The 24105-nt window shown below is 73.0% G+C and carries 29 protein-coding genes; 14 read left to right on the top strand and 15 right to left on the bottom strand.

Going from position 1 to position 24105, the window contains the following annotated elements; all coding sequences use genetic code 11:
• Window positions 1-50: 50 nt before the first annotated feature.
• On the bottom strand, window positions 51-965 hold the full coding sequence (locus ABTW95_RS08050; protein ID WP_396448624.1) for a class I SAM-dependent methyltransferase: 915 nt from the start codon (window positions 963-965) through the stop codon (window positions 51-53).
• Between the two features lie 123 nt (window positions 966-1088).
• Here ABTW95_RS08050 and ABTW95_RS08045 point away from each other — a divergent pair, with 123 nt between their 5' ends.
• The 3 genes from ABTW95_RS08045 to ABTW95_RS08035 all read left to right on the top strand — a co-directional run bounded on the left by ABTW95_RS08045 (window position 1089) and on the right by ABTW95_RS08035 (window position 3716).
• Window positions 1089-1475 (top strand): VOC family protein, encoded by a 387-nt coding sequence (locus ABTW95_RS08045; protein ID WP_500225601.1) that lies wholly within the window; start codon window positions 1089-1091, stop codon window positions 1473-1475.
• A gap of 293 nt (window positions 1476-1768) precedes the next feature.
• A complete protein-coding gene (locus ABTW95_RS08040; RefSeq protein ID WP_396455154.1) occupies window positions 1769-2833 on the top strand; it encodes an L-type lectin family protein in 1065 nt (354 codons plus the stop codon).
• A gap of 367 nt (window positions 2834-3200) precedes the next feature.
• Entirely contained in the window at window positions 3201-3716 is a 516-nt protein-coding gene (locus ABTW95_RS08035) for a hypothetical protein (RefSeq protein WP_500225600.1), read from the top strand.
• A gap of 91 nt (window positions 3717-3807) precedes the next feature.
• Here ABTW95_RS08035 and ABTW95_RS08030 read toward each other — a convergent pair whose 3' ends face one another.
• Window positions 3808-5367 carry a phytoene desaturase family protein gene (locus ABTW95_RS08030; RefSeq protein ID WP_396453182.1) on the bottom strand — a complete coding sequence of 520 codons (1560 nt, stop codon included), beginning with the start codon at window positions 5365-5367 and terminating at the stop codon, window positions 3808-3810.
• 60 nt (window positions 5368-5427) lie between these two features.
• Window positions 5428-6051, bottom strand: a complete 624-nt coding sequence (locus ABTW95_RS08025; protein WP_500225598.1) for a TetR/AcrR family transcriptional regulator — start codon at window positions 6049-6051, stop codon at window positions 5428-5430.
• A gap of 63 nt (window positions 6052-6114) precedes the next feature.
• Between ABTW95_RS08025 and ABTW95_RS08020 the strand changes: the two genes are divergently transcribed.
• A complete protein-coding gene (locus ABTW95_RS08020) occupies window positions 6115-6420 on the top strand; it encodes a DUF2834 domain-containing protein (protein WP_396453185.1) in 306 nt (101 codons plus the stop codon).
• Window positions 6421-6455: 35 nt separating this feature from the next.
• Here the strand turns inward: ABTW95_RS08020 and ABTW95_RS08015 are convergent, their stop codons facing one another.
• Window positions 6456-6878: a VOC family protein gene (locus ABTW95_RS08015; protein ID WP_500225677.1), complete on the bottom strand. Its 423-nt coding sequence runs from the start codon at window positions 6876-6878 to the stop codon at window positions 6456-6458.
• Window positions 6879-7364: 486 nt separating this feature from the next.
• Between ABTW95_RS08015 and ABTW95_RS08010 the strand changes: the two genes are divergently transcribed.
• From ABTW95_RS08010 to ABTW95_RS08000, 3 genes are all read left to right on the top strand, one after another.
• A complete protein-coding gene (locus ABTW95_RS08010; protein ID WP_396453192.1) occupies window positions 7365-8405 on the top strand; it encodes a zinc-dependent alcohol dehydrogenase family protein in 1041 nt (346 codons plus the stop codon).
• A 165-nt stretch (window positions 8406-8570) separates the two neighbouring features.
• Window positions 8571-9401 carry a universal stress protein gene (locus ABTW95_RS08005; protein WP_396453190.1) on the top strand — a complete coding sequence of 277 codons (831 nt, stop codon included), beginning with the start codon at window positions 8571-8573 and terminating at the stop codon, window positions 9399-9401.
• Window positions 9402-9442: 41 nt separating this feature from the next.
• Window positions 9443-10315, top strand: a complete 873-nt coding sequence (locus tag ABTW95_RS08000) for a universal stress protein (RefSeq protein WP_396453188.1) — start codon at window positions 9443-9445, stop codon at window positions 10313-10315.
• A gap of 94 nt (window positions 10316-10409) precedes the next feature.
• Here ABTW95_RS08000 and ABTW95_RS07995 read toward each other — a convergent pair whose 3' ends face one another.
• The 3 genes from ABTW95_RS07995 to ABTW95_RS07985 all read right to left on the bottom strand — a co-directional run bounded on the left by ABTW95_RS07995 (window position 10410) and on the right by ABTW95_RS07985 (window position 11902).
• The gene (locus ABTW95_RS07995; protein ID WP_500225596.1) at window positions 10410-10826 is read right to left on the bottom strand and encodes an Hsp20/alpha crystallin family protein; all 417 of its coding nucleotides are present in this window, start codon (window positions 10824-10826) and stop codon (window positions 10410-10412) included.
• Between the two features lie 171 nt (window positions 10827-10997).
• Window positions 10998-11519: a CBS domain-containing protein gene (locus ABTW95_RS07990; protein WP_396451217.1), complete on the bottom strand. Its 522-nt coding sequence runs from the start codon at window positions 11517-11519 to the stop codon at window positions 10998-11000.
• Window positions 11520-11587: 68 nt separating this feature from the next.
• On the bottom strand, window positions 11588-11902 hold the full coding sequence (locus ABTW95_RS07985; protein ID WP_396451215.1) for an SHOCT domain-containing protein: 315 nt from the start codon (window positions 11900-11902) through the stop codon (window positions 11588-11590).
• A 140-nt stretch (window positions 11903-12042) separates the two neighbouring features.
• Here ABTW95_RS07985 and ABTW95_RS07980 point away from each other — a divergent pair, with 140 nt between their 5' ends.
• The 4 genes from ABTW95_RS07980 to ABTW95_RS07965 all read left to right on the top strand — a co-directional run bounded on the left by ABTW95_RS07980 (window position 12043) and on the right by ABTW95_RS07965 (window position 15446).
• Window positions 12043-12927, top strand: coding sequence for a universal stress protein (locus ABTW95_RS07980; protein WP_396451213.1), 885 nt, complete (start codon window positions 12043-12045; stop codon window positions 12925-12927).
• A complete protein-coding gene (locus ABTW95_RS07975) occupies window positions 12924-13421 on the top strand; it encodes a flavodoxin domain-containing protein (RefSeq protein WP_396451211.1) in 498 nt (165 codons plus the stop codon). Before ABTW95_RS07980 ends, ABTW95_RS07975 begins: the two co-directional genes overlap by 4 nt.
• 11 nt (window positions 13422-13432) lie before the next feature.
• Window positions 13433-14299 (top strand): universal stress protein, encoded by an 867-nt coding sequence (locus tag ABTW95_RS07970; protein ID WP_396451209.1) that lies wholly within the window; start codon window positions 13433-13435, stop codon window positions 14297-14299.
• 127 nt (window positions 14300-14426) lie between these two features.
• Window positions 14427-15446, top strand: a complete 1020-nt coding sequence (locus ABTW95_RS07965; RefSeq protein ID WP_396451207.1) for an Acg family FMN-binding oxidoreductase — start codon at window positions 14427-14429, stop codon at window positions 15444-15446.
• A 20-nt stretch (window positions 15447-15466) separates the two neighbouring features.
• Here ABTW95_RS07965 and ABTW95_RS07960 read toward each other — a convergent pair whose 3' ends face one another.
• From ABTW95_RS07960 to ABTW95_RS07950, 3 genes are read right to left on the bottom strand one after another with little or no spacing between them, the layout of a single operon-like run.
• Entirely contained in the window at window positions 15467-16924 is a 1458-nt protein-coding gene (locus ABTW95_RS07960; RefSeq protein ID WP_396451205.1) for a bifunctional aminoglycoside phosphotransferase/ATP-binding protein, read from the bottom strand.
• A gap of 5 nt (window positions 16925-16929) precedes the next feature.
• The gene (locus ABTW95_RS07955) at window positions 16930-17613 is read right to left on the bottom strand and encodes a CBS domain-containing protein (protein ID WP_396451203.1); all 684 of its coding nucleotides are present in this window, start codon (window positions 17611-17613) and stop codon (window positions 16930-16932) included.
• Between the two features lie 29 nt (window positions 17614-17642).
• On the bottom strand, window positions 17643-18083 hold the full coding sequence (locus ABTW95_RS07950) for a universal stress protein (RefSeq protein WP_396451201.1): 441 nt from the start codon (window positions 18081-18083) through the stop codon (window positions 17643-17645).
• 223 nt (window positions 18084-18306) lie between these two features.
• On the opposite strand from ABTW95_RS07950, the gene ABTW95_RS07945 reads away from it, so the two are divergent.
• On the top strand, window positions 18307-19152 hold the full coding sequence (locus ABTW95_RS07945) for a universal stress protein (protein WP_396451199.1): 846 nt from the start codon (window positions 18307-18309) through the stop codon (window positions 19150-19152).
• On the opposite strand, the gene ABTW95_RS07940 is transcribed toward ABTW95_RS07945, so the two are convergent.
• The 5 genes from ABTW95_RS07940 to ABTW95_RS07920 form a co-directional block, all read right to left on the bottom strand.
• Window positions 19103-19555 (bottom strand): pyridoxamine 5'-phosphate oxidase family protein, encoded by a 453-nt coding sequence (locus ABTW95_RS07940; protein ID WP_396451197.1) that lies wholly within the window; start codon window positions 19553-19555, stop codon window positions 19103-19105. The two genes, ABTW95_RS07945 and ABTW95_RS07940, sit on opposite strands and share 50 nt — an antisense overlap.
• A gap of 34 nt (window positions 19556-19589) precedes the next feature.
• Entirely contained in the window at window positions 19590-20525 is a 936-nt protein-coding gene (argF, locus tag ABTW95_RS07935) for an ornithine carbamoyltransferase (protein ID WP_396451195.1), read from the bottom strand.
• A gap of 14 nt (window positions 20526-20539) precedes the next feature.
• On the bottom strand, window positions 20540-21391 hold the full coding sequence (locus ABTW95_RS07930) for a universal stress protein (protein ID WP_396451193.1): 852 nt from the start codon (window positions 21389-21391) through the stop codon (window positions 20540-20542).
• Window positions 21392-21417: 26 nt separating this feature from the next.
• Window positions 21418-21642, bottom strand: coding sequence for a hypothetical protein (locus ABTW95_RS07925; protein ID WP_396451191.1), 225 nt, complete (start codon window positions 21640-21642; stop codon window positions 21418-21420).
• A gap of 62 nt (window positions 21643-21704) precedes the next feature.
• Window positions 21705-22076: a hypothetical protein gene (locus ABTW95_RS07920; protein WP_500225590.1), complete on the bottom strand. Its 372-nt coding sequence runs from the start codon at window positions 22074-22076 to the stop codon at window positions 21705-21707.
• 266 nt (window positions 22077-22342) lie between these two features.
• On the opposite strand from ABTW95_RS07920, the gene ABTW95_RS07915 reads away from it, so the two are divergent.
• Entirely contained in the window at window positions 22343-23221 is an 879-nt protein-coding gene (locus tag ABTW95_RS07915) for a universal stress protein (protein WP_500225588.1), read from the top strand.
• A gap of 51 nt (window positions 23222-23272) precedes the next feature.
• Window positions 23273-24076 (top strand): polyphosphate kinase 2, encoded by an 804-nt coding sequence (gene ppk2, locus ABTW95_RS07910; RefSeq protein ID WP_396451185.1) that lies wholly within the window; start codon window positions 23273-23275, stop codon window positions 24074-24076.
• Window positions 24077-24105: the final 29 nt, after the last annotated feature.

Below are 24105 nucleotides of genomic sequence, written 5' to 3'. Positions count from 1 at the left end.
TGTTTCTCGGGCCGAGTGGCCGGGCGCCGGGGCCGCCATTACGGGGGCGGTCAGCTGCTTGCGGGAGCGGCGCCGGTGAAACGGGCGACGGCAACACGCCCGTTGCGTAGGGATCGACTGTGCTTGGCGGGTGAGCCGAGGTCGTGGGCGAGTTGCAGCAGGTCGGCGTCCTGCTCAACGGCGAAGCCCCGTGCGGCCAAGAGTTCGGCCATCCCGGCGGGCGTCCACGCCGAGCGCCACGGTTCGTCCGCGGTGGGGGTCTCGATGCGCCCGATGCGGGCGACGAGATTGGCCAAGCCCCGGCCGAGGCCGGCCGTCAGGGAAGGGGTCTGGTAGTTCACCACCAGGACGCTGCCTTCGGCCGACCGGCGCGCCAGCGCGGTCGCAGCCGTCGCCACGTCGGCCTTGCGCAGGTAGGGCACGACTCCCTCCCAGAGCCAGACTGTCGGTGCCGTCCGATCATGCCCGGCGGACTCAAGGGCGGCATCCAGCGGCTGGGTGGTCAGGTCGACCGCGGCGAACACCAGGTGCCGGGTCACGGGGCTGAGCTCCGAGGCACGGGCTTGCGCGTCGGCCTGGGTGGCGGGGTGGTCCACGCAGAACACCGTCGCCGTCTCCAGGGCCGGCAGGCGCCATGGCCTGGTGTCCAGCCCGGCGCCGAGCAGGACGACCTGCTTGCAGTCCCCATCGGTAACGGCGCTGGTCACCGTGTCGTCGATCATCACGGTGCGGGGCACCACGATTTCGGCGCAGGCCCGGACGGATTCCACCGCCCACCGCTCCCGGCCGCCATCCGGGCCAGGGGCGGCGTCTGCCCGTGCCGCGTCTACCGGCTTCAGCTCCTCGGGCCGAAGCAACTGCCTGGCCACTGGATCGCTGAACCGGCCCACGGCCCACCGGCCATCCGCCACCGCACGCCCCTGGCACACGAAGACCGCCGTCCGGCTGGCTCCGCCTGATTTCACGGCACCTCCTCACGACCATGATCGCATCCATCGCCCACCACCGGGAGCAACGCACAAGCGGCATGAGCATGTGCTCGGTGACGGTTGCGATGGGGTGGCTCTCGGGTCTCTAGACTCGGTTCCGTGCTCAGACTCGGATTCCCTGTGATCGGCGTGACCGACATCCCCCGCGCCGCGGCCTTCTGGACGGCGGCGCTGGACCTTGTTTCCGTATCGGAGAAGGAAAGCCCGCGCTGGAGGACGCTGGAGCACGCAGACGGGTCCGGCCCGGCATTGGGTCTCATGCACAGCGAGTCGCCGGTCGAGCCCCATCCCCGTCTGCACCTCGACCTGTTCGTGGACACCGCAGAGGAGCAGGAATCCGAGGTCGCGCGTCTGATCGGCCTTGGAGCGAGCCGAGTCGACTGGGACCTCTACCCACCGGATCCGGACTTCGTCGTCCTCGCAGACCCGGACGGAAACCGGTTCTGCGTCGTAGATCTGAGCCAGGCAGAGTCCGGCTCGAATTAACGCACCGGCGGAAGAAGCTGAAACCGGGCGGAACGTCATGATCCCGGACAGCCTGTGAGCAGAGCCGTGGAGCCATGCCGTGGCGGAGGTTCTCCGCCGAGTGTTCCGGAAGGTGATCGACGATGACGGTGTTATGGCGATCGCGTGGCCGTTCGAAAAGATGACACGCTTTCTGGTAATGATCTAGCGGCAATATCGACATGATCGAGGAAATCCGGCGGGCCGGCCGTGACCTCATGTTCTGATGAATGCGGCGGGAGGAGACTTTTCGAACAGCGGGGAAGGTCGACAACATGGGCCATGGGGTGCTTCGTGCCATCGCGGCGATCGGAATGGTCGCGGCGCTCACGGCGGCCGGACGTTCTCCGGCGGCAGACGAGCGACGTGACGCGGTGCTGGTCGACGAGGCGTTCACCGGGGCCACCGCGGACACCCGCTTCGTCGGGTACGGGGCCGCCTGCCTGACGGGTGCTCCACGAGGCGGGAAGGTCGAGGAAGCCGCGAACCATCCGCTCGGCGGCTGCCATCCGGACCCGGCCGGCCCCGTCCCGCCGGTGGGTGCGGCGCCGCACGGCTATCTGCAGCTCACCGATGCCCACTTCGAAGAGACCGGCGCCGTGCTCTTCGACTCGCCGGTCCCGGTGCAGGACGGTCTTGAGGTGACGTTCGAGCAGTGGCAGTACGGCAGCACCACGCGGACGCCCGCCGACGGGATCTCCTTCTTCCTCACCGACGGCGCCGAGCGGCTCACCACTCCGGGCGCTTTCGGCGGAAGCCTCGGCTACGCCCAGAGACTGCCGGACGACAGTCCGGGAGCCGACTTCGTTCCCGGTGTCGCAGGCGGTTACCTCGGCATCGGACTCGACGTGCTGGGCGACTACGTCGGGGACGGAGAAAGACGCGGGAACGGCTGCAGGCGGCGTTCCCCGGCGGGCACGTCGTTTCAACCGCCTCCTCCCGGGCCCAACGTCGTGACCGCCCGCGGTCCAGGGAACGGCGCCGAAGGATATTGCGTCCTCGCCGCCACTATGGGCGAGAAGACGTCCACCGGAACCTGGCGGTCGACGCTACCGGGCCGACTCCACGGCGAGTTGGCGGCCATGCCCGCCGGTGTCGCGCCGACGCGGGCCGAGGCCCTGCTGGAACCGGTCAAGCGGATCGTCCGTGTCGCCATAGCGCGCGAGCCGGACCCGGTCGTGACGGTCGACGTCGATTTCCAGGACGGAGGGGGCTTCCGCCAGGTTCTACGCTTCCCCGCCCCCGAGCCCATCCCGGACACCGTCAGGTTCGGGTTCGCCTCGTCTACAGGACCGCTCACCGACGTGCACCTCATCCGCCGGGTCACGGTCCGTTCCTGACATCTCCCGCCGGGCCTGGAAACGGCCCCTGCGTCAGGGAGTGCTGGTCTCGTCCTGCTGCCCGACGATGGGAGTGCGGGCCGCTGGAAAGAAGCAGGCAAAGGACTGCTGTGTTGCACCCATACGGGTATGGCGCTGGTCGCAGCATCGCCGCCATGCCTGCTCCCGTCCTCTGCAGGGCGGCCGAGTGCTGCTGTCACCCGCACTCGTCCTCGATCCCGAGTAGCACAAGGTTGTGCCCGCAGACTAAAGACGTGTGCGCTTATTTGTAACACATGTTCAGCCGCAGCCCGCATCCTTAATACGGGACTCAACGCCGGTCAGATCGGCGTTTCCGGACTGCAAAGTGCAAAGACTGGGGAGAGGAATGCTGCGGAACAAGAGGATCGGTGTGGTATTCACGCTGACAGCCGTACTGGCGCCGCTGGGAGCTTCTCCGGCGGCAGCCCAGTCACCGGCTGACCATGCCAGAGCGTCGGGGGACATGCAGCCGGCAGGGATGACGTGGCCGGGGATTCCGGGTCCATTCAAGATCATGAACCCCTTGACGGGACTGTGTTTCGATTCCAACACCGGCGCGGCCTACTACGGTCGATGCAACTCCACTGACGTGGGGCAGCGATGGGGATGGTGGAACGGCGGATTCCTGATCAGCCTCCAGACGGGGCAGTGCCTTGTCCCCTACTCGGGCTGGCCTTACCCCTATATGTCGCTGGTGCCGTGCGACAACAGGGACTCGCGTCACTTCTGGACCCACCAGAACATGGCGATCCTGAACAAGGCCACGGGTAGGTGTGTCATCGCCGGAGTCGAGGGTGAGGCTCTGAAGGCGGAGCCGTGCGTGACGACACCGACGATGGCGTGGTCTGTGACCTACTGGTGAACCAGGTCCGCCGGCCGGTCGCCCGCTGATGCGGAGCGGCCCGTCCGCCCAGGTGGCGGACACTCGGTGAGCACCGCAGACGGGCGTCGGGTCAGCTGTCGGTGAGGGCCGCGTGGGCGGCGTTGTAGCCGGGGATGAAGGTGATGCCCGGGCCGCCGTGGCAACCCGCGCTGCCCAGGTAGAGCCCGTCGATGCCGAGCGGCCGGTCGGCGTATCCGGTCGGACCGGGGCGGTGGGGACCCATCTGCTCCGGGTGGAGCAGGCCGTGGCAGTAGTCGCCGCCCGGCGCCCCGAACATGGTGCTCATGTGGCGTGGTGTGAACGTGGTGTGCTTGGTGATGAGGTCGGCGAAGCCGGGTGCCACCCGGGTGATCTTGTCGATCACGCGCTGTCCCATCTCGGCCTTCAACCGGGCGTAGTCGGCGCGGTCGGCCTCGATGGGGAACCACAGTGAGAACGCCGATGCCGCGTGCTTGCCCGGCGGCGCGAGGCCGGGGTCGTGTGCCGAGGGGATCTGGAACGCGATGGCCGGGTCGGCCGGCACGATCCCGCGGCGGCAGTCCTCCCACTGCCGCTGGAGTTCCTCCGGCGTGCTGAACAGGCCGATGGCCGCCTGCATCGACGGGTCGTTGAGCAGCTCGTAGGGTGCCGCGAACTCCGGTGCGCCGTCCAACGCGAAGTGCATCTGGACGTAGCTGCCGCGGTGGTCGACGCGGGAGAAGCGGTGGCGCACGTCGGCGGCCACGGCGCTGGACGGGACCAGGCGGGTGATCGTCAGGTCGGGGGCGATGCAGGAGACGACGATCGGGGCGTCGAGCGTTGACCCGTCCTTGGTCCGGACGCCCACGACGCGTCCATTCACGACGCGGATCTCTGTCACTTCGGTGCGCAGCCGCAGCTCTCCGCCGGCGGAGGTGAACAGGTCCCGGAGGTGCGCGGTGAGCGCTCCGATGCCGCCCCGCGGCTTCTTCATCAGAACCGTGCTCTCGTCGGGGACGGCCAGGCCGAAGGCCAGAGCTGCGGCGCTCCCCGGCGTGGCCGGGCCGCGGTAGGTGGTGTTGACCGCGAGGAAGGCGAGCATCCCCCGCAGTGCGCCGTGCTTGTCCTTGTCGGGGAGGTAGCGGTCGAGCACGTCGGTGACCGATCCGAACAGCAGGTCGGTGATGCTGGACCGTTCGCGCTCATTGGTCGCGCAGGCGTACATCTCGTCCAGCGTCTTGGGTGGCGACCCGGCGTCGAAGCGTCCGAGTGCCCGGGCCGGTGCCCGGCTCCATGCCATCAGCTCGGCCATGCCGTTGACGACCTCGGTGCCGTGCACCTCGTTCAGGTGGGTCATCAGCCGCATCGGGTCGGTGTAGTAGACGAGCGGGTCGTCGCCGACGCCGCGCAGTGACACCGACATGACGTCCACGTCCACGGTGGGCACCGCGTCCAGGCCGAGTTCGCGGCTGACCGTCGCGGACGTCGGGAACTGCAGCGAGCCCGCGATCTCGAACTTGTAGCCGTCGAAGAGCTCGACGGTGGAGGCCATCCCGCCGGCGTACCGCTTGGACTCCAGGCAGACGGTCCGCAGACCTGCCCGCTGCAGCAGGGCGGCCGCCGCCAGCCCGTTGTGCCCCGCGCCGATGACGATCGCGTCGAAGCGCTGCATCGCGCCGCCTCCCCGGTTCCCGTGGCCTCTCCGGGAGGCTGACACGCCCTCCAGGTTTCGTCAATAGTGACGAAACATGCCATCGACCATCCCGGCCTCGATCGAGGAGAGCGCGGAGTGGCACAGCTGCGCCAGCTCGGCCAAGGACCGCTCCTCGCCCAGCATCCAGACCTCCATCGCACCGAAGACGGCGGCGGCGACGCACCGCGCGGTCACGGTGACGGCGAGCCGCTCGCCGATCGGCGCACCGCCGTCCGGGGCCGTGAGGCGGGCGAGCCGTTCGGCCACCGCCTCGGCGAAGTCCGACTCGACCTGGCGGATGTGCTGGACGATCTGGGAGGGGTCGAGCGCCTCGGCCCGCAGGGCGGCGATCTGCGTGACGGCCTCCACGTCGTAGGGGAAGGCGAAGATGGCCGCCCGCACCGACCCGATGATGGGCTCGTCGTCCGGACGGGCCGCCAGCGCGCTGCGGAACCAGTGCAGGCCGGCGTCGTAGTCGGCGAACAGCAAGTCGTGCTTCGAGGCGAAGTGGCGGTAGAAGGTCCGCAGCGACACCCCGGCGTCGGCGGCGATCTGCTCGGCCGAGGTGTTCTCCACTCCCTGGGCGAGGAACCGGACCAGAGCGGCGCGCCGCAGCGCCTCGCGGGTGCGTTCGCTGCGCGCCGTCTGCGCCGGCTTGGCCATGCGCCTGAACCTATCTGTTTCGACAATAATGACAAAACTGCGGGGCGGCGTGGCGCTGACGAGGTGCTGTCGCTCCTCGGCAACGTCAACCCGATCTGGGGCGACGGCAGCTGGGCGCAGTACATCGACCTGATGTTCACCGACCCCGCCGCGAACTCCGCCGGCCAGGACTACACGATCGGCAACGTGATCCTGCTGCCGCTCATGACGATCATCGACGGCCGCCGCCGCGGCATCGGCCGCCCATGGCTGTTCTTCGTCTCCAGCCTCTTCACCAGCTTCGCATTCGCCTGGGCCTTCTACCTGGCCACCGTCGAACGGCAGCGCCGCCTGGCGGGCACACCCTCACACCCCCAGGGGGTGACCTGACTTTCAGGGCGCGCCCTGATGCGGGGGCGACTCTGTCAGTTGGTCTGCTCGGCCAGCGCGACGATGATGCCTGCCGGGCCGCGGAGGTAGCAGAGCCGGTAGCTGTCCTCGTACTGGACGAGTTCGCCGAGGAGTTCGGCTCCGTGCGGCCGCAGGCGTTCGAGGACGTCGTCCATGTCGTCGACGGCGAACATGATGCGATGCGCGCCCAGCGTGTGCGGCGGAGCGTGCGCGTCACCGTCCAGGCTCGGCGGTGTGCGGTACTTGGTCAGCTCGACCCGTCCGTGGCCGTCCGGAGTGCGCATCATCGCGATGTCCGTTCGGACTCCCTCAAGCCCGAGGAGGCGGTCCAGCACGGCGCCCTCGAGTGTCGCCTCGCCTTCCAGATCCATTCCGAGTTCGGCGAAGAAGGCCACAGCGGCTGCGAGGTCGTCGACGACGATGGCTACGTTGTCCATCCGCTGGATCGTTCCGCGCCCAGATCGGCGGCTGCGCTGGTCGGTGTCGCTCATGGGGATCTCCTTACGAGTCGGCCGCGGGGTTCGGGGACGTGTTCGGACCAGATTCGGGACGGTTTCTCAGTCGCGGTGCGGTTGTCTCGCTCAGCGTCCCCGCATCGCTCATTCGTCCGATGACAAAGCTCTGGCCGATTCGTTCATACCGTTGCGCACGCAGGATGTCCCGCCGTTTACGGGATCTTGTGGCGACCGCCGCGGAGCCTCTTCAGCTCCGCCGCGACGTTGCCGCCGATCAGTGCTGAACGCCCGCCGATCCGCCGGCGAGCAGGGCGACAGCGCCGGAATGGGCGGTGTCGAGCCGGGCATAGCGCCGGGACGGGCTGAGGGACGTTGGCACCCCTGACGCCGGGACGTTGGGCACTGCCCTCGCCGCTCCGCGCAGACCAATGCTGAAGACCGGAGCCGAATCGATGGAGGAGGTGCGCTATGCGAGCGCTGGTGTACCACGGGCCTGGAAGCAAGGCGTGGGAGGAGGTGCCCAAGCCGCGGATCGTCGAGGACGGCGACGCGATCGTGCGCGTGGACGCGGTGACCATCTGCGGGACGGACCTGCACATTCTCAAGGGCGACGTCCCGGCGGTGACCGACGGGCGGATCCTCGGGCACGAGGCGGTCGGGACGGTCGAGGCGGTCGGTGCGGGCGTGCGGACGGTCAAGCCCGGCGACCAGGTGCTGGTGTCGTGCATCACCGCGTGCGGGACGTGCCGGTTCTGCCGCGAGGGCCGCTACGGGCTGTGCGCGGGCGGCGGCGGCTGGATCCTCGGCCACAAGATCGACGGGACGCAGGCCGAGTACGTGCGGGTGCCGTTCGCCGACACCTCGGTGCACCCGCTGCCGGACGGGGTGCCCGCGCAGGACGTGCTGATGCTGGCCGACATCCTGCCGACCGGCTACGAGGTCGGCGTGCTGAACGGCGCGGTCCGCCCCGGCGACACGGTCGCGGTCGTGGGCGCCGGGCCGATCGGGCTGGCGGCGATCATGGGGGCGCGGCTGTTCAGCCCCAGCCGGATCATCGCGATCGACCTGGCCGACAGCCGCCTGGAGGCGGCCGAGCGCTTCGGCGCCGACACCACCGTCAACAACTCCCGCCAGGACCCGCTGGCGGCGGTGCGGGAGCTCACCGGCGGGCTGGGCGCGGACGTGGCCATCGAGGCGGTCGGCGTGCCCGCGACGTTCGAGGCGGCGGTGGCCCTGGCCCGGCCGGGCGGGCGCATCGCCAACATCGGCGTGCACGGCGGCCCCGCCACGCTGCACCTGGAAGAGCAGTGGATCCGCGGCATCACGATCACCACGGGGCTGGTGGACACCTACTCCACGCCGACCCTGCTGCGGCTGGTCGCCGGCGGGCAGCTGGACGCGGGGCGGTTCGCCACCCACCACTTCCCGATGGAGGAGTTCATCAAGGCCTACGAGGTCTTCGGCGACGCCGCGCAGTCCGGCGCGCTCAAGGTGGTCCTGACCCGCTGACCCCGCGAACGCGAGGCCGCGGCCCGGAGCGGGGCCGCGGCCTCCGGCCGTGCCCGGGCCGGTGACCGTCGTCCCACGGCCGGCGGGACCTTTGGCCGCTGAATGCCGGAAAGGCGCGGCCTAGCGTCGAAGGTGAACCGAACGGCTCCCCGGGAGGGATGGACGATGCGGACTCCGATCGTCGTGGGAATTGACGGCTCCGCGCACGCGTGGCGGGCGCTGGACTGGGCGGCGGACCGCGCCGTGCGCCATCGGCTGCCGCTGCTCCTCGTGCACGGCTCCCGCGCCCTCCTGGACGACGGGTCGATCCCGCCGGACGCGCTGCGCCGCCTCACCGGGGAGCGGGAGGACCTGCTCGCCGAGGCCCGCCAGTACGCGCTGAAGCTCCATCCGGGGCTGGACGTCGAGACGCGCCTCGTGCCGGCCGATCCGGGCCGGGCGCTGGTGGGGGAGAGCGAGCACGCGGACCTGGTGACGGTCGGGTCGCGCGGGCAGGGCGGCTTCGAGGGCCTGCTGTTCGGCTCCGTCGGCCTGTACACCGCCGCGCACGCCCGCTGCCCGGTGCTGGTGGTGTCGCGGTCGGCGCCGTACCCCACCGACGCGCCGCGGCAGATCGTGATCGGGATCGAGGGGCTGGACGACGAGCGCTCCTTCATCGAATGGGCGTTCGGGGAGGCCGCGTCCCGCGGCGCCAAGATCCTCGCCCTGCACGCGGTGGGCGGGGAGTTCTCCCCGCGCCGCCGGGTGATCGAGCAGCTTGAGCTGTCGGAGTCCCTGGCCGGTTACGGGGAACGGTACCCGGACGTGACGGTTGAGCGGCTGGTGTCCGACCGGACTCCCGCCCAGGCGCTGGTGGAGGCGTCGGGGAACGCGGCACTGGTCGTGGTCGGCGCTCGCCGCCGGCGCGCGCCCCTGGCCGGGATGGCGCTGGGCCGGGTCAACCACACGGTGCTGCACCACGCGCACTGCCCCGTGGTCGTCGTCCCGGACCGGTGAGCCGGGGGACGCCCCAGGAAGAGCGAGAAGAGGAGCTGGCCATGTCCGACCCGATCGTCGTCGGCGCCGACGGCTCGGCGCCGTCCGAGCACGCCGTGGCCTGGGCGGCCGATGAGGCCGCCCGCTACAAGCGCGGTCTGAAGATCGTGCACGCCATAGAGAAATGGCCGTTCGACATCCCGTTGACCCTCGCGCCCGGCGAGGCGGGATCGCTGTCCCGCAGGGGCGGCGAGGTGCTCGCGGGCGCCGAGCGCGTCGCGCACGCCCGCCGGCCCGAGGTTCCGGTGAGCGTCGAACTGGCCTCCGGACGCACCGTCCAGGTGCTGGCCGAGCAGTCCAGGGAGTCGTTCGAGCTGGTGGTGGGGCACCGCGGCCTGGGCGGCTTCGCCGGGCTCCTGCTCGGGTCGGTCGGGCTCGGGGTCGTCCGCAGCGCCGCGTCCCCGGTGGTGCTGGTCCGCGGCGAGCCGAAGGCCGACCGGTCGGAGATCGCCGTGGGCATCGGCCTCGGAGACGATTCCGCGGCCCTGGAGTACGCGTTCGGGGCCGCCGCGGCGCGCAACGCCAGGCTGCGGGTCGTGCACGCCTGGCGGTTCCCCGAGGCGCTGGAGGAGCCCGGAGCGGGAGCCGACCTGAAGCGGATCGAGGAGCGGGCGCGGTGGCGCGTCATCGAGGCGCACGCCCCGATGCGCAAGCGCTACCCGGGCGTGGACGTGGTCGAGGACATCGTCCAGGACAACCCCGCCGCCGCCCTCGTCACCGCGTCCCGCGACGCCGACCTGGTGATCGCGGGCACGCGCCCGCGCACGGGGCTGCCGGTCCCGCGCAGCCACGCGGTGACCCACGCGCTGATCCACCACGCGCACTGCCCGGTCGCGGTCGTCCCCGCCGCGTCCGAGAACGAGACCGAGAGATAGAGAACGAGAGAGATAGAGAACGAGACCGAGGGATGGCGGTATGCGGAAGAGGCCCGGTCCACCGGGCCTCTTCCGGCGCGTTCACAATATGTCGCTACTTCTCGATGGCGATCCGCTTGGATTCGGCCTTGGCGGCCTCGGGCATCGGCACGCGGACGGTGAGGATGCCCTTGTCGTAGCTCGCCTTGATGTCGTCGACGTCAACGTCGGCCGGGAGAGTGAAGGAGCGGGTGAAGGAGCCGTAGTGGAACTCCGACCGGTGGGCCTCCTTCTTCTCCTCGTGGCGCTCGGCGTGGATCCGCAGGACGCCGCCGGTCACGGTGATCTCGACGTCCTTGTCGGGATCGATGCCGGGCAGCTCGGCGCGGATCACGTGGTCGCCGTTCTCGATGTAGTTCTCGACCCGCATCGTCTGGCCGTTCCCGGTGCGGAACATGGAGAACGGCGACTCGAACCAGTCGAACAGATCGGGGAAGATGCTGCGCGGCTCGCGCCGCTCCAGTGCGCTCATGATGCCTCCCTTAACCGGATCTGAGCGGCACCCTCCGTAGGGGACGTGGCCGATGCGGATGGCTCCGTTCCCCCAGCGGCGGAGTGCCACCCTTCACGTTTCCTCTGGAACGCACTGCCCCCACGGCCATGGATCACACGTTGCCGAGGCCAAAGACATCCCGGTTTTCCCTCAGTCGGGCGGCAAGGCGCTGTGCCCCGGGTGGGCCTGCGGGGTGCGGGGCAGTACAGGCTCGATCCGGTAAAGGGACGGCATGCCGCCGCTGGGCGGGGCGGCCTCGCGCTCCAGCCCGGCGAGCACGCCGATCAGGTCCCGTGCGGTGATCAGGCCCACCAGGACGCCGCGGTCGTCGGTCACCGGCACGTAGTCGGTGTTCGAATCGAGCATGGCGCGCGCCGCCTCGCGGACGGTGGCCGACGGCCGCACCGCGGCGGGCGGCCGGGGCGGCAGGAGGCTCGTCACGGGCCGGCGGGCGTGCTGCGGGCCGGCCGCGCTCCATGTCGAGGTCAGGGTCTGCGCGTCGACGACGCCCAGGAAGCCGCCCTCGTCGTCGGTGACGGGCAGATGATGCACCTCGGCCTTGCACATCAGCTCCCAGGCCATCAGCACCGACTCGCTCGCGGCGATGGTGAGCAGGTCCCGGGTCATCAGGCCGGCGGCGGGGCGCCCTTCCAGCGGCGGGTGCGCTGTCATGCTCGTTCCTCCCGGTGGTCTCGCCTTCATCGGGCCCGCACGCCGGGTCGCCGCGGCGGCGGTGCGGGTCAGACGCGGACGTCGTGTTCGCGCAGCTTGGCCAGCCGCTCGTCGTACTCCTCGGTGCTGATCTCACCGCGCGCGTAGCGCTCGGCGAGGATCTCGCGGGCGCGGTCCGGCCGCGCTGCGCCGGGGGCCGGCGGGCGCGTGCGGTGCGGCGTCGCGGCACGGGCGACCAGCCATGCCGCCGCACCGATCACGATGACCCAGAACAGCACCATCGCCGCCCCCCACAGCCACATCCAGCCGGACCAGCCGCCGTTTCCCATGTGCCCCCAGCCATCGCCGGGCGCGGCGGCCACGAGGGCGTATCCGATGTCCATGACCGCACCTCCTTCTCATCTCCAGCTTGCGATCGCCCGCCGCGCGCACCCAGGGCCGAAGGTCCTGTGCGCGGGTGGACCCATGCCCCTGCATGCGGTCCCTCCGATAGGTGAGGCTCGAAACCAGGAGGTGACCTCCAATGGACGGATCTGCTGTTCTGGTGGGGTTCGATGCCTCGCCGGCCGCTGAACGGGCAGTGCGCTGGGCGGCCGCCGAGGCGTCCCTGCGGCAGGTTCCCCTGGTGGTCTGCCACGCCTGGACGTGGCCCTACCCGCTGACTCCGCGGGACGCCGACGCGCTGGAGATCGTCCGGCGCATGGGCGCCATGGCCCTCGACGACGGCGCCCGGCTCGCCCGGAAGTCCGCGCCGGGCCTGGACGTCCGGCCGCTGCTGATGAGGGGCACGCCGCCCGGGGCGCTGCTGGACGCCTCGGCGGACGCGGCGCTGATCGTGATCGGCGCCCGCGGCGCAGGCGGCTTCGACAAGCTGCCGATCGGCTCCACCGCCGTGCACGTTCCCGCGCACGCCGATCGCCCGGTGGTCGTGGTGCCCGCCCGCGAACCGCGGCGGACCGCGAAGCGGATCGTGGTGGGCGTCGACGGTTCGCCGGCGAGCGAGGCCGCGCTGCGTTTCGCCCTGCGGGAGGCCCGGAGCCGGGACGCCGCGGTGACGCTCGTGTGCGCGTGGTGGGACCCCGCCGCGCTGCCCGGCCCCGACCGGCTGCCCTTCACCGACCCCGGCGCCGTCCGGAAGCAGGCCGAGGCGTGGTTCGCCGCCGCGGTGGAGCCGTGCCTCGCCGCCCATCCCGGTGTCGCCGCGGAGCGCAGGTTCGTCGTCGAACGCGCCCACCGCGTCCTGGCCGCCGAGGCCGAGGAGGCGATGCTGCTCGTGGTCGGCGACCGCGGCATCGGATCGTCCCCCAGAACCCTGCTCGGCGCGGTCACCCGTGCCGTCCTGCACGAGGCGCCGTGTCCGGTCGCGGTCGTCCACGAGCGCGACCCCAAGATCGAGGAGCCGTCATGATCCGAGTACTGGTGGCGTACGCCTCCGAACGCGGGGGGACCGCCGAGATCGCCGACTGGGTCGGCGCCGCGCTGCGCCGCGAGGGCGTGGAGGCCGAGGTGCGTCCGGCCGGGGACGTCCCCGGGCTGGACGGGTACGACGCCGTCGTCGTCGGCGGCGCCCTGTACGGGGGGCGCTGGCACCGGGAGGCGCGCCGCTTCGTCCGGCGCCACGCCGCCGGGCTGGCGCACCGGCCGGTATGGCTGTTCAGCAGCGGCCCGCTGGACGACACCGCCCGCGAACGCGCCATCGAACCCGTCCCGGGCGTCGCCAAGGCCGCCGCGCGGCTGCACGCCCGCGGACACGCCACCTTCGGCGGGCGCCTCGCCCCGGACGCCGGGGGCTTCCTGGCGTCCAGGATCGCCAAGCGGATGAGCGGCGACCACCGCGACCGCGGGCAGGTGGCGGAGTGGGCCGCCGGCATCGCCCGGGAGCTGCGGAGGGTGCCGGTGTGAACAGGAGCGCCGTGAACAGGATCGTCGTCGGGGCGGACGGGTCGGAGCCGAGCCTGCTCGCGATCGGCTGGGCCGCCGACGAGGCCGCCCGGAGAGGGGCGTCGCTGCACGTCGTGTACGCCGTGGCGCCGTGGCTGTTCGACGCCCCGGACGACCCGGGCGCCGCGCAGGTCAGGGAGCGGATGCTGCGCGACGGCCAGGGCATCGTCGACGCCGCCGTGGCGCGCGCCCGCGAACGGGCGCCCGGCCTGGAGGTCACGGGGGAGCAGACCGGCGGGCAGGCCGCCGAGGTGCTCGTCGAGCGGGCCCGGGACGCGCTCATGCTGGTGGCCGGCTCGCGCGGCGCGGGGGGCCTCGCCGGGCTCGTCCTGGGGTCGGTGGCGATGCAGGTCGCCACGTACGCGCCGTGCCCCGTGGTCGTCGTCCGCGCCGCCGAGCCGTCCGGGCACGGCGAGGTCGTGGTCGGCGTCGACGGGTCGCCGGCCGGAGCCGGCGCCGTCGGGTTCGCCTTCGAGGAGGCGTCCGTGCGCGGGGTCCGGCTGCGCGCCCTGCTGGCCTGGCTGCACCCCGTCTCGGCCGGGCCCGGCGACATGGTCCCGCTGGTCTACGACCGCGAGATCCTCGCCGCCGGCGAGCGGCGCCTGCTCGCCGAGTCGCTCGCCGGATGGCGGGCGAAGTACCCCGACGTCGAGGTCGTGGCCGAGGCCGTCCGCGGCAGGGCCGCCCGCGTCCTGGCCGAGGCGTCCGTGCATGCCGGCCTGCTGGTCGTGGGCTCGCGCGGGCGCGGCGGGTTCGCCGGGCTGCTGCTGGGGTCGGTCGGCCACGCGATGCTGCTGCGCGCGCACTGCCCGGTGGCCATCGTCCCCGGACGCCCCTGAGCGCCCTGCCCGCGAGCGGGTCCGGAGCGGGCGGCACGGAGGTCCCGGCCGCCGCAGACCTTCGCCCCTGCAGGTCGTCCGGTTTTCGGGGGATGACTGGTGACAGGAGACCCGGGAGGGAGCGACCATGCGACACGACAATGCGGCGGGTCCGTCCGAACAGGTGGCGGCCGACGCCCGCGGGGCCGTCGAGGACGCGCTGTGGGCCCCCTCGGTGCACAACACCCAGCCGTGGCGGTTCGTCCTGCACGGGACCCGGATCAGCCTGAGCGCCGACATCGACCGCCGCCTGGACGTGGCGGATCCGGACGGCCGCGAGATGCTGATCAGCTGCGGCGCCGCGCTCTACAACCTGCGCTGCTCGCTGCGCGCGGCGGGATACGCGCCGCGGGTGCGCCTGCTGCCCGACCCCGATCGCCCGTACCTGCTGGCCGACATCGACCTGGAGCCGGGGGAGGACCCCGACCAGCGGACGCTGCGGGAGCACGCGCAGATCCGGCGCCGCCGCACCCACCGGGGCGGCTTCCGCCCGGACCCGGTGCCCGCCGGGGTCCTGTCGGCCATGCGGCACGACGCCGAGCGCGAGGGGGCCCGGCTGGTCGAGGCCGTGGACGCCCACGTCAAGGGGGCGCTGGCGGCCCTGACCGAGGCGGCCGAGCACCTCCAGCAGCGCACGCCCGCGCACAGGGCGGAGATCGCCCGCTGGGCGCCGTCGCCCCGCACATCCCGGGCGGACGGGGTCCAGGAGAGCGCCTACCCGCGGCAGGTCCCGCAGACCACGCCGCACTTCCCGGCCCGCGACTTCGCACGCGGCCACGGATGGGGCGCGCCCCCCGCGCACGGCGCGCCGGACGGCGGGACGGCGCTGGCCGGGTTGACGCTGCTGCTGGTCTCCGGCGGCGACGAGCCCGCCGACTGGCTGCGGGCGGGGCAGGCGATGCAGCGCGTCCTGCTGCTGGCCGCGGAACGCGACCTTGCCGCGGCCTTCCACACCCAGGCCCTTGAGGTCCCCGAGCTGCGCGCCTTCATCAAGGCCCGCTTCTGCAACGGCGCCTACCCGCAGATGCTCCTGCGCCTGGGCGTCCCCGAGGGGGAGGAACTGGAAACGGTCCGCCGCCCCGTCGAAGAGGTGTTCGAGGAGATGTGACCGGCTGGTCGCGCGCGGTGCTACCCGAGCTCGGGGCCGTGCGGCCGGACGACGCCGAGCGCCTGCTCGACGGCGTCGTCCAGCTCCCCGCTCGTGTCGATCGGATGCGACTCGGGCCACGGCGCCGCGTGCGCGCGCATCGCGGCGGCGACGGCGGCGTCCGCGTCGGAGGCGCCCGGCGCGCGGTCGCGGATCCGCTCCGCGGCGAGGGCCTGCGGGGCCTCGCAGCGCAGGGACGTCAGCGGCGCGTGCTCGTGCTCGGCCACCAGGGCGGCGAGGTCCCGCTGCTCCTTCGACGTCCAGGACGCGTCCAGGACGACCGTCTCGCCGAGCCGGAGCAGCCTCGCGGCGCGGTCGGCGAGCTCCCGGTAGGTGCGGCGGCTCCATTCCTCGGTGTAGAGGCCGGTGCCGTAGGGTGCGGCGGCGGAGTCGAGGGGAGCGAGCCCGGCGAGCTCCTTGCGGACGCGGTCGCTGCTGAGGACCGCGCAGCCGAGCCGGTCGGCCAGGGCGCCGGCCAGCGTGGACTTGCCGGTGCCGGGCAGGCCGCCCACCAGGATCAGCCCGACCCGTCCGGCGCGCAGGTGGCGCAGGGCGACGCCGGCGTAGGCGCGGGCCTCGGCGGCGGCGTCGGGGCCGTCCTGGGCGTGGCGCAGGCAGGCGACCTTGGCGCGCACGAAGGCCCGGTAGGCGATGTAGTGGTGGCGCAGCGAGGACGGCGCGGGGTCCGCGGCGAAGTCGGTGTAGGTGCGGAGGAAGTAGTCGGCCAGCTCGGGTGCGCCGAGGCGTTCCAGGTCCATGGCCAGGAACGAGGCGTCGTCGAGCCCGTCCAGGCTGCGCAGCGCCCGGTCGAACTCCAGGCAGTCCAGGATGCGGGGGCCGTCGTCCAGGCAGAAGATGTCGCCGGCCAGCAGGTCGCCGTGACCGTCGAGGACGCGTCCGTCGGCGATGCGCGCGTCGAACAGGGCCTCGCGGCCGTCGAGGAACTCGTCGGTGAGCTCCTCGGTCTCGGCCGCCGCCGCGGCGTCGATCACCTCGCCGTGGAACGGGCGCACCTGGTCGAAGCTGTCGTGCCAGCGGGCCTGGACGGCGTCCCGGGTGCCGTGGGCGCTGATCTCCGGGCCGCGCGGGGCCTGGGCGTGCCAGGCCGCCAGGATGCGCGCGGTGTCGCGCAGCGCGTCCCGGACGGGGGCGCCGGCCCCGACCAGGGCGGCCAGGCGGCGGTCGGCGGGCATCCGGCGCATGACGACCAGGTGGTCGCAGACGCCGCCGCCGGGACCGTGCACATCGGCGACCCCGAGGTAGACGTCGGGGGCGAACCGCCGGTTGAGCCGGACCTCCTCGTGGCAGGCGCGCTCGCGCAGCTCCCGGGTGCTGAAGTCGAGGAAGCCCAGGCTCACCGGCTTCTTGATCTTGTAGGCGCGGTCTCCGGCGAAGAAGACGACACCGATGTGGGTCTCGCTGACGGCGGCGTTGTCCACGGGCCTCACGCTCTCGGATACGGGGCAGGACGTGTGTCGTCGTGGTCGTACCCGAGAGCGTGGACGACATCCACGACGCCTTCGGTGGCGGCGGTCAGCCGGACGATGATGGGGATGAGGCTCTTCTGCTCCACCCGCCCGGTGAGGTGGACGACCCCCTCCTCGACGCGGACGTCGACGTCGGCGGGGTCCTGCCAGAGCTTGGTGATCAGGACGTCGTCGATGATCTCGTCGCGGATCTCGGCGTCGGAGCGCTGGAAGACGCGCAGCAGGTCGCGCCGCGCCACGATGCCGGCGAGCCGCCCGTCGTCGTCCACGACGGGCAGGGCCTTGAACCCGTGGCCGTTCAGCAGCCGCGCGGCCTGGGCGATCGAGGTGTTCGGGGCGACGGAGACGACCGGCGCGCTCATCAGCCCGCGCGCGTCGACGGCGGCGGCCTTGGCCTCCGCTTCGCCGCGGCGCCGGATCCTGTCCAGCACCGGCCTGCGGGCGCCGCCGTCCTTGTACTCCTGCTTGCGGAGCAGGTCGGCCTCGGTGACCATGCCGGTGACGCGGCCCGCGGCGTCCAGGACGGGCACCCCGCTGATGCGGTGCTCGGCCATCGTCTCGGCGATCTCGGCGAACGGGGCGTCCTCGTTCACGGTGACGACCCGTTCGGTCATGACGTCCTGGACCGTCCGGCGTTTCATGTTCTCCTCCTGGGGCTTTCTCCCGGGGCTCACGGAGCCTCGGACGCGGTTCTGTGGTCGGCGCAGATCACGATCGGGCAGCGTGCGAGCTCGCGCACGACCGGGACCGTGTCCCCGCCGAGGGGGTTGCCGTGCTCGGAGTGCAGCCGGGCGCCGACGACCAGCAGTTCCGCGTGCTCCGCCGCCTCGGCGAGCGCCCGGCCGGGCGCGCCGCGGACGACCCGGAGCCGGGTGTTCAGGTGCTGGGCCCGCGGGACGGCGCCGGCGACCAGGCGGCGCAGCCGCAGCCACTCGCGCGCGGTGCGCAGGGGCCGGGGCGCCGCTCCGCCGTCCGCCTCGAGGACGCGGACGACGTCGAGCCGCGCGCGGCGTTCGAGCGCCTCGCGGGCGGCCCGGCGCAGCGCGGCCATGGAGTTGGGGGAACCGTCCACGCCGACGACGACTGAGCGGTGCTCGGGCATGACCCACATCGGCGACCTCCCTGAGTCACCTCCACCATCGCCCCCGGCCGGGCCGGTGATCAGAGGCGACCGTCCCCGCGGGCGCGGGACCTTCGGCCCGTCCGCGCCCGGCCCGGCGCGCCAGGCTCCGTCCGCGTCCGGCGGCGGGAGGTCCCGGGAAAGGGGGTCCTTCGGCCCTGTGCCGGGCAGGTGTCCGGAGATGGGATGGAGCCGGACGACATGAGGAGGCGTCATGAGCCATGTGATCGCGGGCTACGACGGGAGCAGCGAGAGCGAGCGGGCTCTGCGGTGGGCGGTCATGGAGGCGCGGCTGCGGCGGGTGCCGCTGACCGTGTGCCACGCATGGCGCTGGCCGTACCCCATCAGCTACATCGACCACGAGGGCGTGGCCATCGTCCGCCGGATGGGCGAGCACATCCTCGATCAGGGCGCCGCGCTGGCGCGGGATCTGGCGCCCGGCCTGACGGTGCGCAAGCGGCTGAAGGACGGCAGCGCGGCCCCGGCGCTGCTGAGCGAGGCCGTGGACGCCGAGGTGATCGTGGTCGGCTCGCACGCGCCGGAGGAGCTGCCCGCCGGGTCGACGGCGCTGCGGGTGCCGGCCCATGCCGACCGTCCCGTGGTGGTCGTCCGGTCGCCCGCCCCGCGCGACGGCCTGGTCGTCGTCGGCGTGGACGGCTCCGCCGGCGCGGACGCGGCGCTGTCGTTCGGGTTCGAGGAGGCGGCGCTGCGCGGCTGGCGGCTGCGCGCGGTGTACGGCTGCTGGGAGCCGGGCGCGGCCCCCGGCGGGGACCTGTCGCTGTTCGGCGACGAGGACGAGCTGCGCCGCGTGTGCGGCGCCGTGCTGGAGCGCGCCGTGGCGCCCTGGCGGGTGAAGTACCCGCAGGTGCAGGCCACGACCTCGCTGGTGCTCAAGTCGCCGCGCGAGGCGCTGTTCGAGGCGGCCGAGGAGGCGACGCTGGCGGTGGTGGGCGCGCGCGGCACGGGGGTCGTGGAGTCGCTGACCCTCGGGGCGACGAGCGACGCGCTGCTCAAGCACGCTCCGTGCACGGTGGCCGTCGTCCCGGACCGGACCCGGTGAACGCGATCCGGCGGCCCGTGACGACCTCCGGGCGGACGCGGATGTAGGTGTCCCGCTCCACCGGCGCCCATGTGCGCAGCGGCAGGGCGTCCAGCACGGTGATCTCGCGCGGGTCGGTGACGCGCCTGGCGCGGCCGACGGCGACCACGGACCAGCCGGTCCCGGCCCCGGCGTCGTAGTCGTCGATCTCGAACGCCACGACGGTGCCCGCGGCGGCCGTCGCCAGCCGGGACGCCCGCGACACCTTGATCACGATGTCGCCGCCGCTGAGGACGAAGTTGACCGGCTGCACCGCCGGGAGCGCCCGGTGGGTGAAGACGATCCGCCCGACCGCCGCGCCCGCGAGGAGGGCGCGGCACTCGTCCTCGTCCAGGACCTGCGGGCGGCTCTGCTCGGGTTCCATGGCTACGGGTCCGTCCGCGGGTTCGCGGCGATCTTCATCGGTGCCCCTTCAGACGGCCGGTGAGCAGCGCGTACAGGACGGCCTGGACGGCCGGCAGCCGGTTGGCGGCCTGCCGGAAGGCCAGGGAGCGGCCGCCGTCGATGACGCCCGGCGCGACCTCTTCGCCGCGGCGGGCGGGCAGGCAGTGCATGAAGACGGCGTCGCCGCCGGCGAGCGCCATGAGGTGCTCGTCGACCCGGTAGGGGATGAGCGCCTTCCGCCGCCGGGCCCGGTCGTCCTTCGGGCCGCCCGCCGGCGGCCGGCCGCCGGTGTAGACGACGTCGGCGCCCCTGACCGCCTCGACGGGGTCGGTGGTGAGGACGAAGCAGCCGCCGTTCCGGTCGGCCTCGGTGGCGGCGAAGGCGATGGCCTCGTCCGGGGGCTCGTAGCCGAGCGGGGTCGCGGCGGCGATGTGCATGCCGGTGAGCGCCGCCGCCTCCATCAGGCTGCGCGCGACGCTGCCGCCGCCGCCCACGTAGGCGACGCGGCGCCCGCGCAGGTCCCCGAAGTGCTCCTGGACGGTGAGCAGGTCGGCGACGGCCTGCAGCGGATGGTGCCCGTCGGTCAGCGCGTTCACGACCGGGACCGGCGCCGCCGACGCCGCCTCCCGGACGTCGGCGTCGGCGGGCGTGCGGATCACGATCGCGGCGGAGTAGGAGCCCATCACCCGCGCGGTGTCGGCGATCGGCTCGCCGTGCCGCACGTGCAGCTCGTCCGGCCCGACGGTGACGGGGGTCCCGCCGAGCCTGGTCACCGCCGCCGCGGTCGACAGCCGGGTCCGGGTGGAGGGCGTGGCGAAGTACATCGGCACCATGCGGTGGGCGAGCAGGTGGCCCGCCGATCCGGGGTCGTCCTGGAAGCCGGTGGCCAGCTCCAGCAGCAGGGCCAGGTCGTCCGAGGTCAGGTCGGTGATCTGCAGGAGGTCTTTCACAGGGGCACCCGCGGTCACTCGTAGGGGCGGACGACCGCGACGGGGCAGCGGGCGTGGTGGACCGCGCCGTGGCTCACCGAGCCGAGCGGGAACGACCGCCCCCGGGAGCCGACGACGACCAGGCCCGCGCCGGCCGAAGCCCGGCCGAGCGCCTCGACCGGGTGGCCGATGACGACGTCCTCGGCGACCTCGACGCCCGGGTGCCGGCCGCGCCAGGGCGCCAGCGCGGCGGCCAGCCGCTCGCGCAGGGCGTCGGCGGCGATCCGCAGGTCCGCGCCCGATTCGAGGGCGAGCGGTGCGGGACGCCAGGCGTGCAGCGCCCGCAGGCGCGTGCCGCGCGCGGCCGCCGCGGCGAACGCGTAGCCGAGGGCGGCGCCGGGCTCCTCGTCGAGGTCCAGCCCGACCACGACCTCGCCGGCCCCGTCCTCCGCCTGATCGCGGACGACGATCACCGGGCCGGGGTAGTGCCCGGTCAGGCGCAGGGCGGTGGAGCCGAGCAGCAGCCCGGCGAAACCGCCCCGCCCGCGGTGCCCGACCACGATCTCGACGGCGTCGCCGGAGTACTGCCGGAGCCCGGCCGGCACGTTGCGGTCGTGCACGAGCATGGTCTCGACGGTGAGCTCCGGCCGCCGCCGCAGCGCGCGGTCGCGCCCCTCCCGCAGGATCCGGTCCCCCTCGCGGACGAGCTCTTCGGAGATCCCGTCGGTCGTCCGACCCGGCAGGTCCAGGGTGGCGGTCTCCACGACATGGACGAGGTTCAGGTCCTTCCCGAACCGCGCGGCCTCGTCGGCGGCCCAGGTGATGGCGTGGTCGGAAGCGGCCGAGCCGTCGATTCCGGCGAGGACCGTCGCTCGTTCGGCGGACATGTGCGTCTCCTCGGGGTGGGGACCCGTCAATGCGGGTGGTGGCCCGGCGTCAGCGGCGGCAGCAGGAGCAGCTCGTGTGCGCGCCGCGCCGCCGGCGTCCGGTCGTCGTCGGGGGAGTCGAGGGGAGTGCCCTCCAGAGCGGACGCCAGCAGGCGGGCGGCCTCCGTCAGGGCTGCGACCTGGCCTTCCAGGACCGCGACACGCTGCTCCAGCGCCGGGATGGAGGAACCGGGGCCGATCTGCCTCGCCATGGCGGAGCTCCTTCGTGTCGGCGCGCCGCCCGATGGCGGACGCGGGGTGGACGGTTGCGGCGTCAGTGCGGGGCCCGCCGCGGAGCCGGGGCGGCCGCCGCGGTGGCCCGGCGGGTCTCCCAGTACTTGGCCAGGTGCTCCGTCCGGGCGCGCAGGCGCGCGGCGGCCAGCGCGACGGCGTCGGACATCGCGGCCGCCGACGCGTACGCGCTCACCGGGATCCCGTCGAGGTCGATCCGGAGGGAGACCAGGTTCGGTCGCGGCGCGGCGGGGTCCGGCAGGACGTTCAGCGTGGCCGCGGCGTAGTGCACCGGACGCGGCGCGTGCGCCAGCACCCGGCTGACGGCTTCGCGGGCGCGCCGCACGTCGGCCTGCGGAACGTTGCGGACGGTGGTGACCTTCACATCGATCTGGTTGGCGACTGTGCCGGGCAATCTCGACCTCCTACCGCGAAAGGACCAACGCCTCCAGCGTTCTTCGCGGCGGGCGCCGGGAACAGGGACGTTGGTCATCACCGGCGCAGCCATTCGGCCCGCGTTCGCGCATGCATTCCGGCGATGCCGGGCATCCGGGATGCGGCCCTCCGCCGGGGGACGAAGGTCCCGGCCGCTCCGGACCGATGCCCCTCTCGATGGCGAGTCGCCGGAGCGAGGCTGGTGATGGACGGGCCCCAGGGGTACGCATAGGCCGGGGGGTAGACATGAGCACAGGAGCGATCACCGGCGTCGTCGCAGGCTACGACGGTTCGCAGAACGGCATGCGGGCCCTGGACTGGGCCGCCGGCGAGGCGCGGGCCCGCGGCCTGCCGCTGACCGTGATCCACGTGTGGCAGCCCTACATCGGCGGCTCGACGGCCATGCCGATGGTGGACCTGGGGTCCCTGGCGCGGCAGACCTTGGACGTCGGCGTCGAGCACGTCCGCAAGAACGCGCCCGACGTGCCGGTGCAAGGCGTCCTCGAACGAGGGCAGCCGGCCGCCAAGCTGATCGAGGCGGGGGAGAGCGCCGCCCTGATCGTGCTGGGACCGCGGGGCCTCGGCGGGTTCGCCGGCCTCGTGCTCGGATCGGTCGGCGCCCAGGTGGTCGCGCACGCCTCGTGCCCCGTGGTGATCGCCCGGGGCGACCAGGACCAGCGGCCGGGGGCGGAACCGGGACGCGTCGTGGTCGGCGTGGACGGTTCGGCGGCGTCGCGGGCCACCCTGGAGACGGCGTTCGCCGAGGCCGGGCTGCACGGCTGGTCCGTGCACGCGGTGGTGGCCTGGGAGTCGGTGCCGGAGGAGGAGCTCCCTCCGCTGGCCGATGAGGCCGGCATGCGCAAGGCGGCCCTGGCCCGGCTGGACCAGCTGATGATGCCCCTGCGGGAGCTCCACCCCGAGGTGGAGGCACGGGGCGAGATCGTGATCGGCCCGCCCCGCGAAGTCCTGCTGGACGCCGCGCGGGACGCGCGCCTGCTCGTCGTCGGCTCCCGGGGGCTGGGCGGCTTCCGCGGCCTGCTGCTCGGATCGGTCAGCCACGCCCTGGTCCAGCACGCGCCCTGCCCGGTGGCGGTCGTCCACCCGCCGCAGAAGCCCGGCGACTAGCGCGCCGCGGCATCGGCCAGACTGGGGGCGTGTCCGATGCTTGGAGGCGGTATGGGCGGTCCTCGGCGTTTGCCCCGGCGGATCTACGAGCGCGAACTGAGGCGGCTGCAGGAGCAGCTGATGGTGCTGCAGGAGTGGGTGCGCGCGGAGGGCGCGCGCGTCGCCGTGGTGTTCGAAGGGCGGGACGCCGCCGGCAAGGGCAGCACCATCAAGCGCGTCACCGAGTACCTCAACCCCCGCGTCGCGCGGATCGCGGCGCTGCCGGCGCCGAGCGACCGGGAGCGGACCCAGTGGTACTTCCAGCGGTACGTCGAGCACCTGCCCGCCGCCGGCGAGATCGTCCTGTTCGACCGGTCCTGGTACAACCGCGCGGGAGTCGAGCGGGTCATGGGGTTCTGCACGGGGCAGGAGTACCGGCGCTTCCTGCACCAGTGCCCGATCTTCGAGCGGCTGCTGGTCGAGGACGGCGTCCTGCTCCGCAAGTACTGGTTCTCCGTCAGCGACGCCGAGCAGGAGCGCCGCTTCCGCAGCCGGCTGGACGACCCGATGCGGCGGTGGAAACTGTCCGCCATGGACTTGGAGTCGATCTCCCGCTGGGAGGACTATTCGCGCGCCAAGGACGAGATGTTCGTCCACACCGACATCCCCGAGGCCCCGTGGTACGTGGTCGAAAGCGACGACAAGCGCAGTGCCCGCATCAACATGATCTCCCACCTGCTGTCGACCATCCCCTACCGCGAAGTGGAGCGCCCGCCGCTCCGGCTGCCGCAGCGCCCGCCTTCCAAGGGATACGAGCGGCCCCCGCGAGACGTGCAGAACTACGTCCCGGACCACGCGGCGACCTTGCAGAAGTGACGCCGCGGCATGAGCCCGCCGCACCCCAT

The organism is Spirillospora sp. NPDC127506, assembly GCF_040302145.1.
Taxonomy (GTDB): domain Bacteria; phylum Actinomycetota; class Actinomycetes; order Streptosporangiales; family Streptosporangiaceae; genus Spirillospora.
The sequence above is the reverse complement of the archived record's forward strand: the minus strand, read 5'-3'. Positions and strand labels throughout refer to the sequence as shown.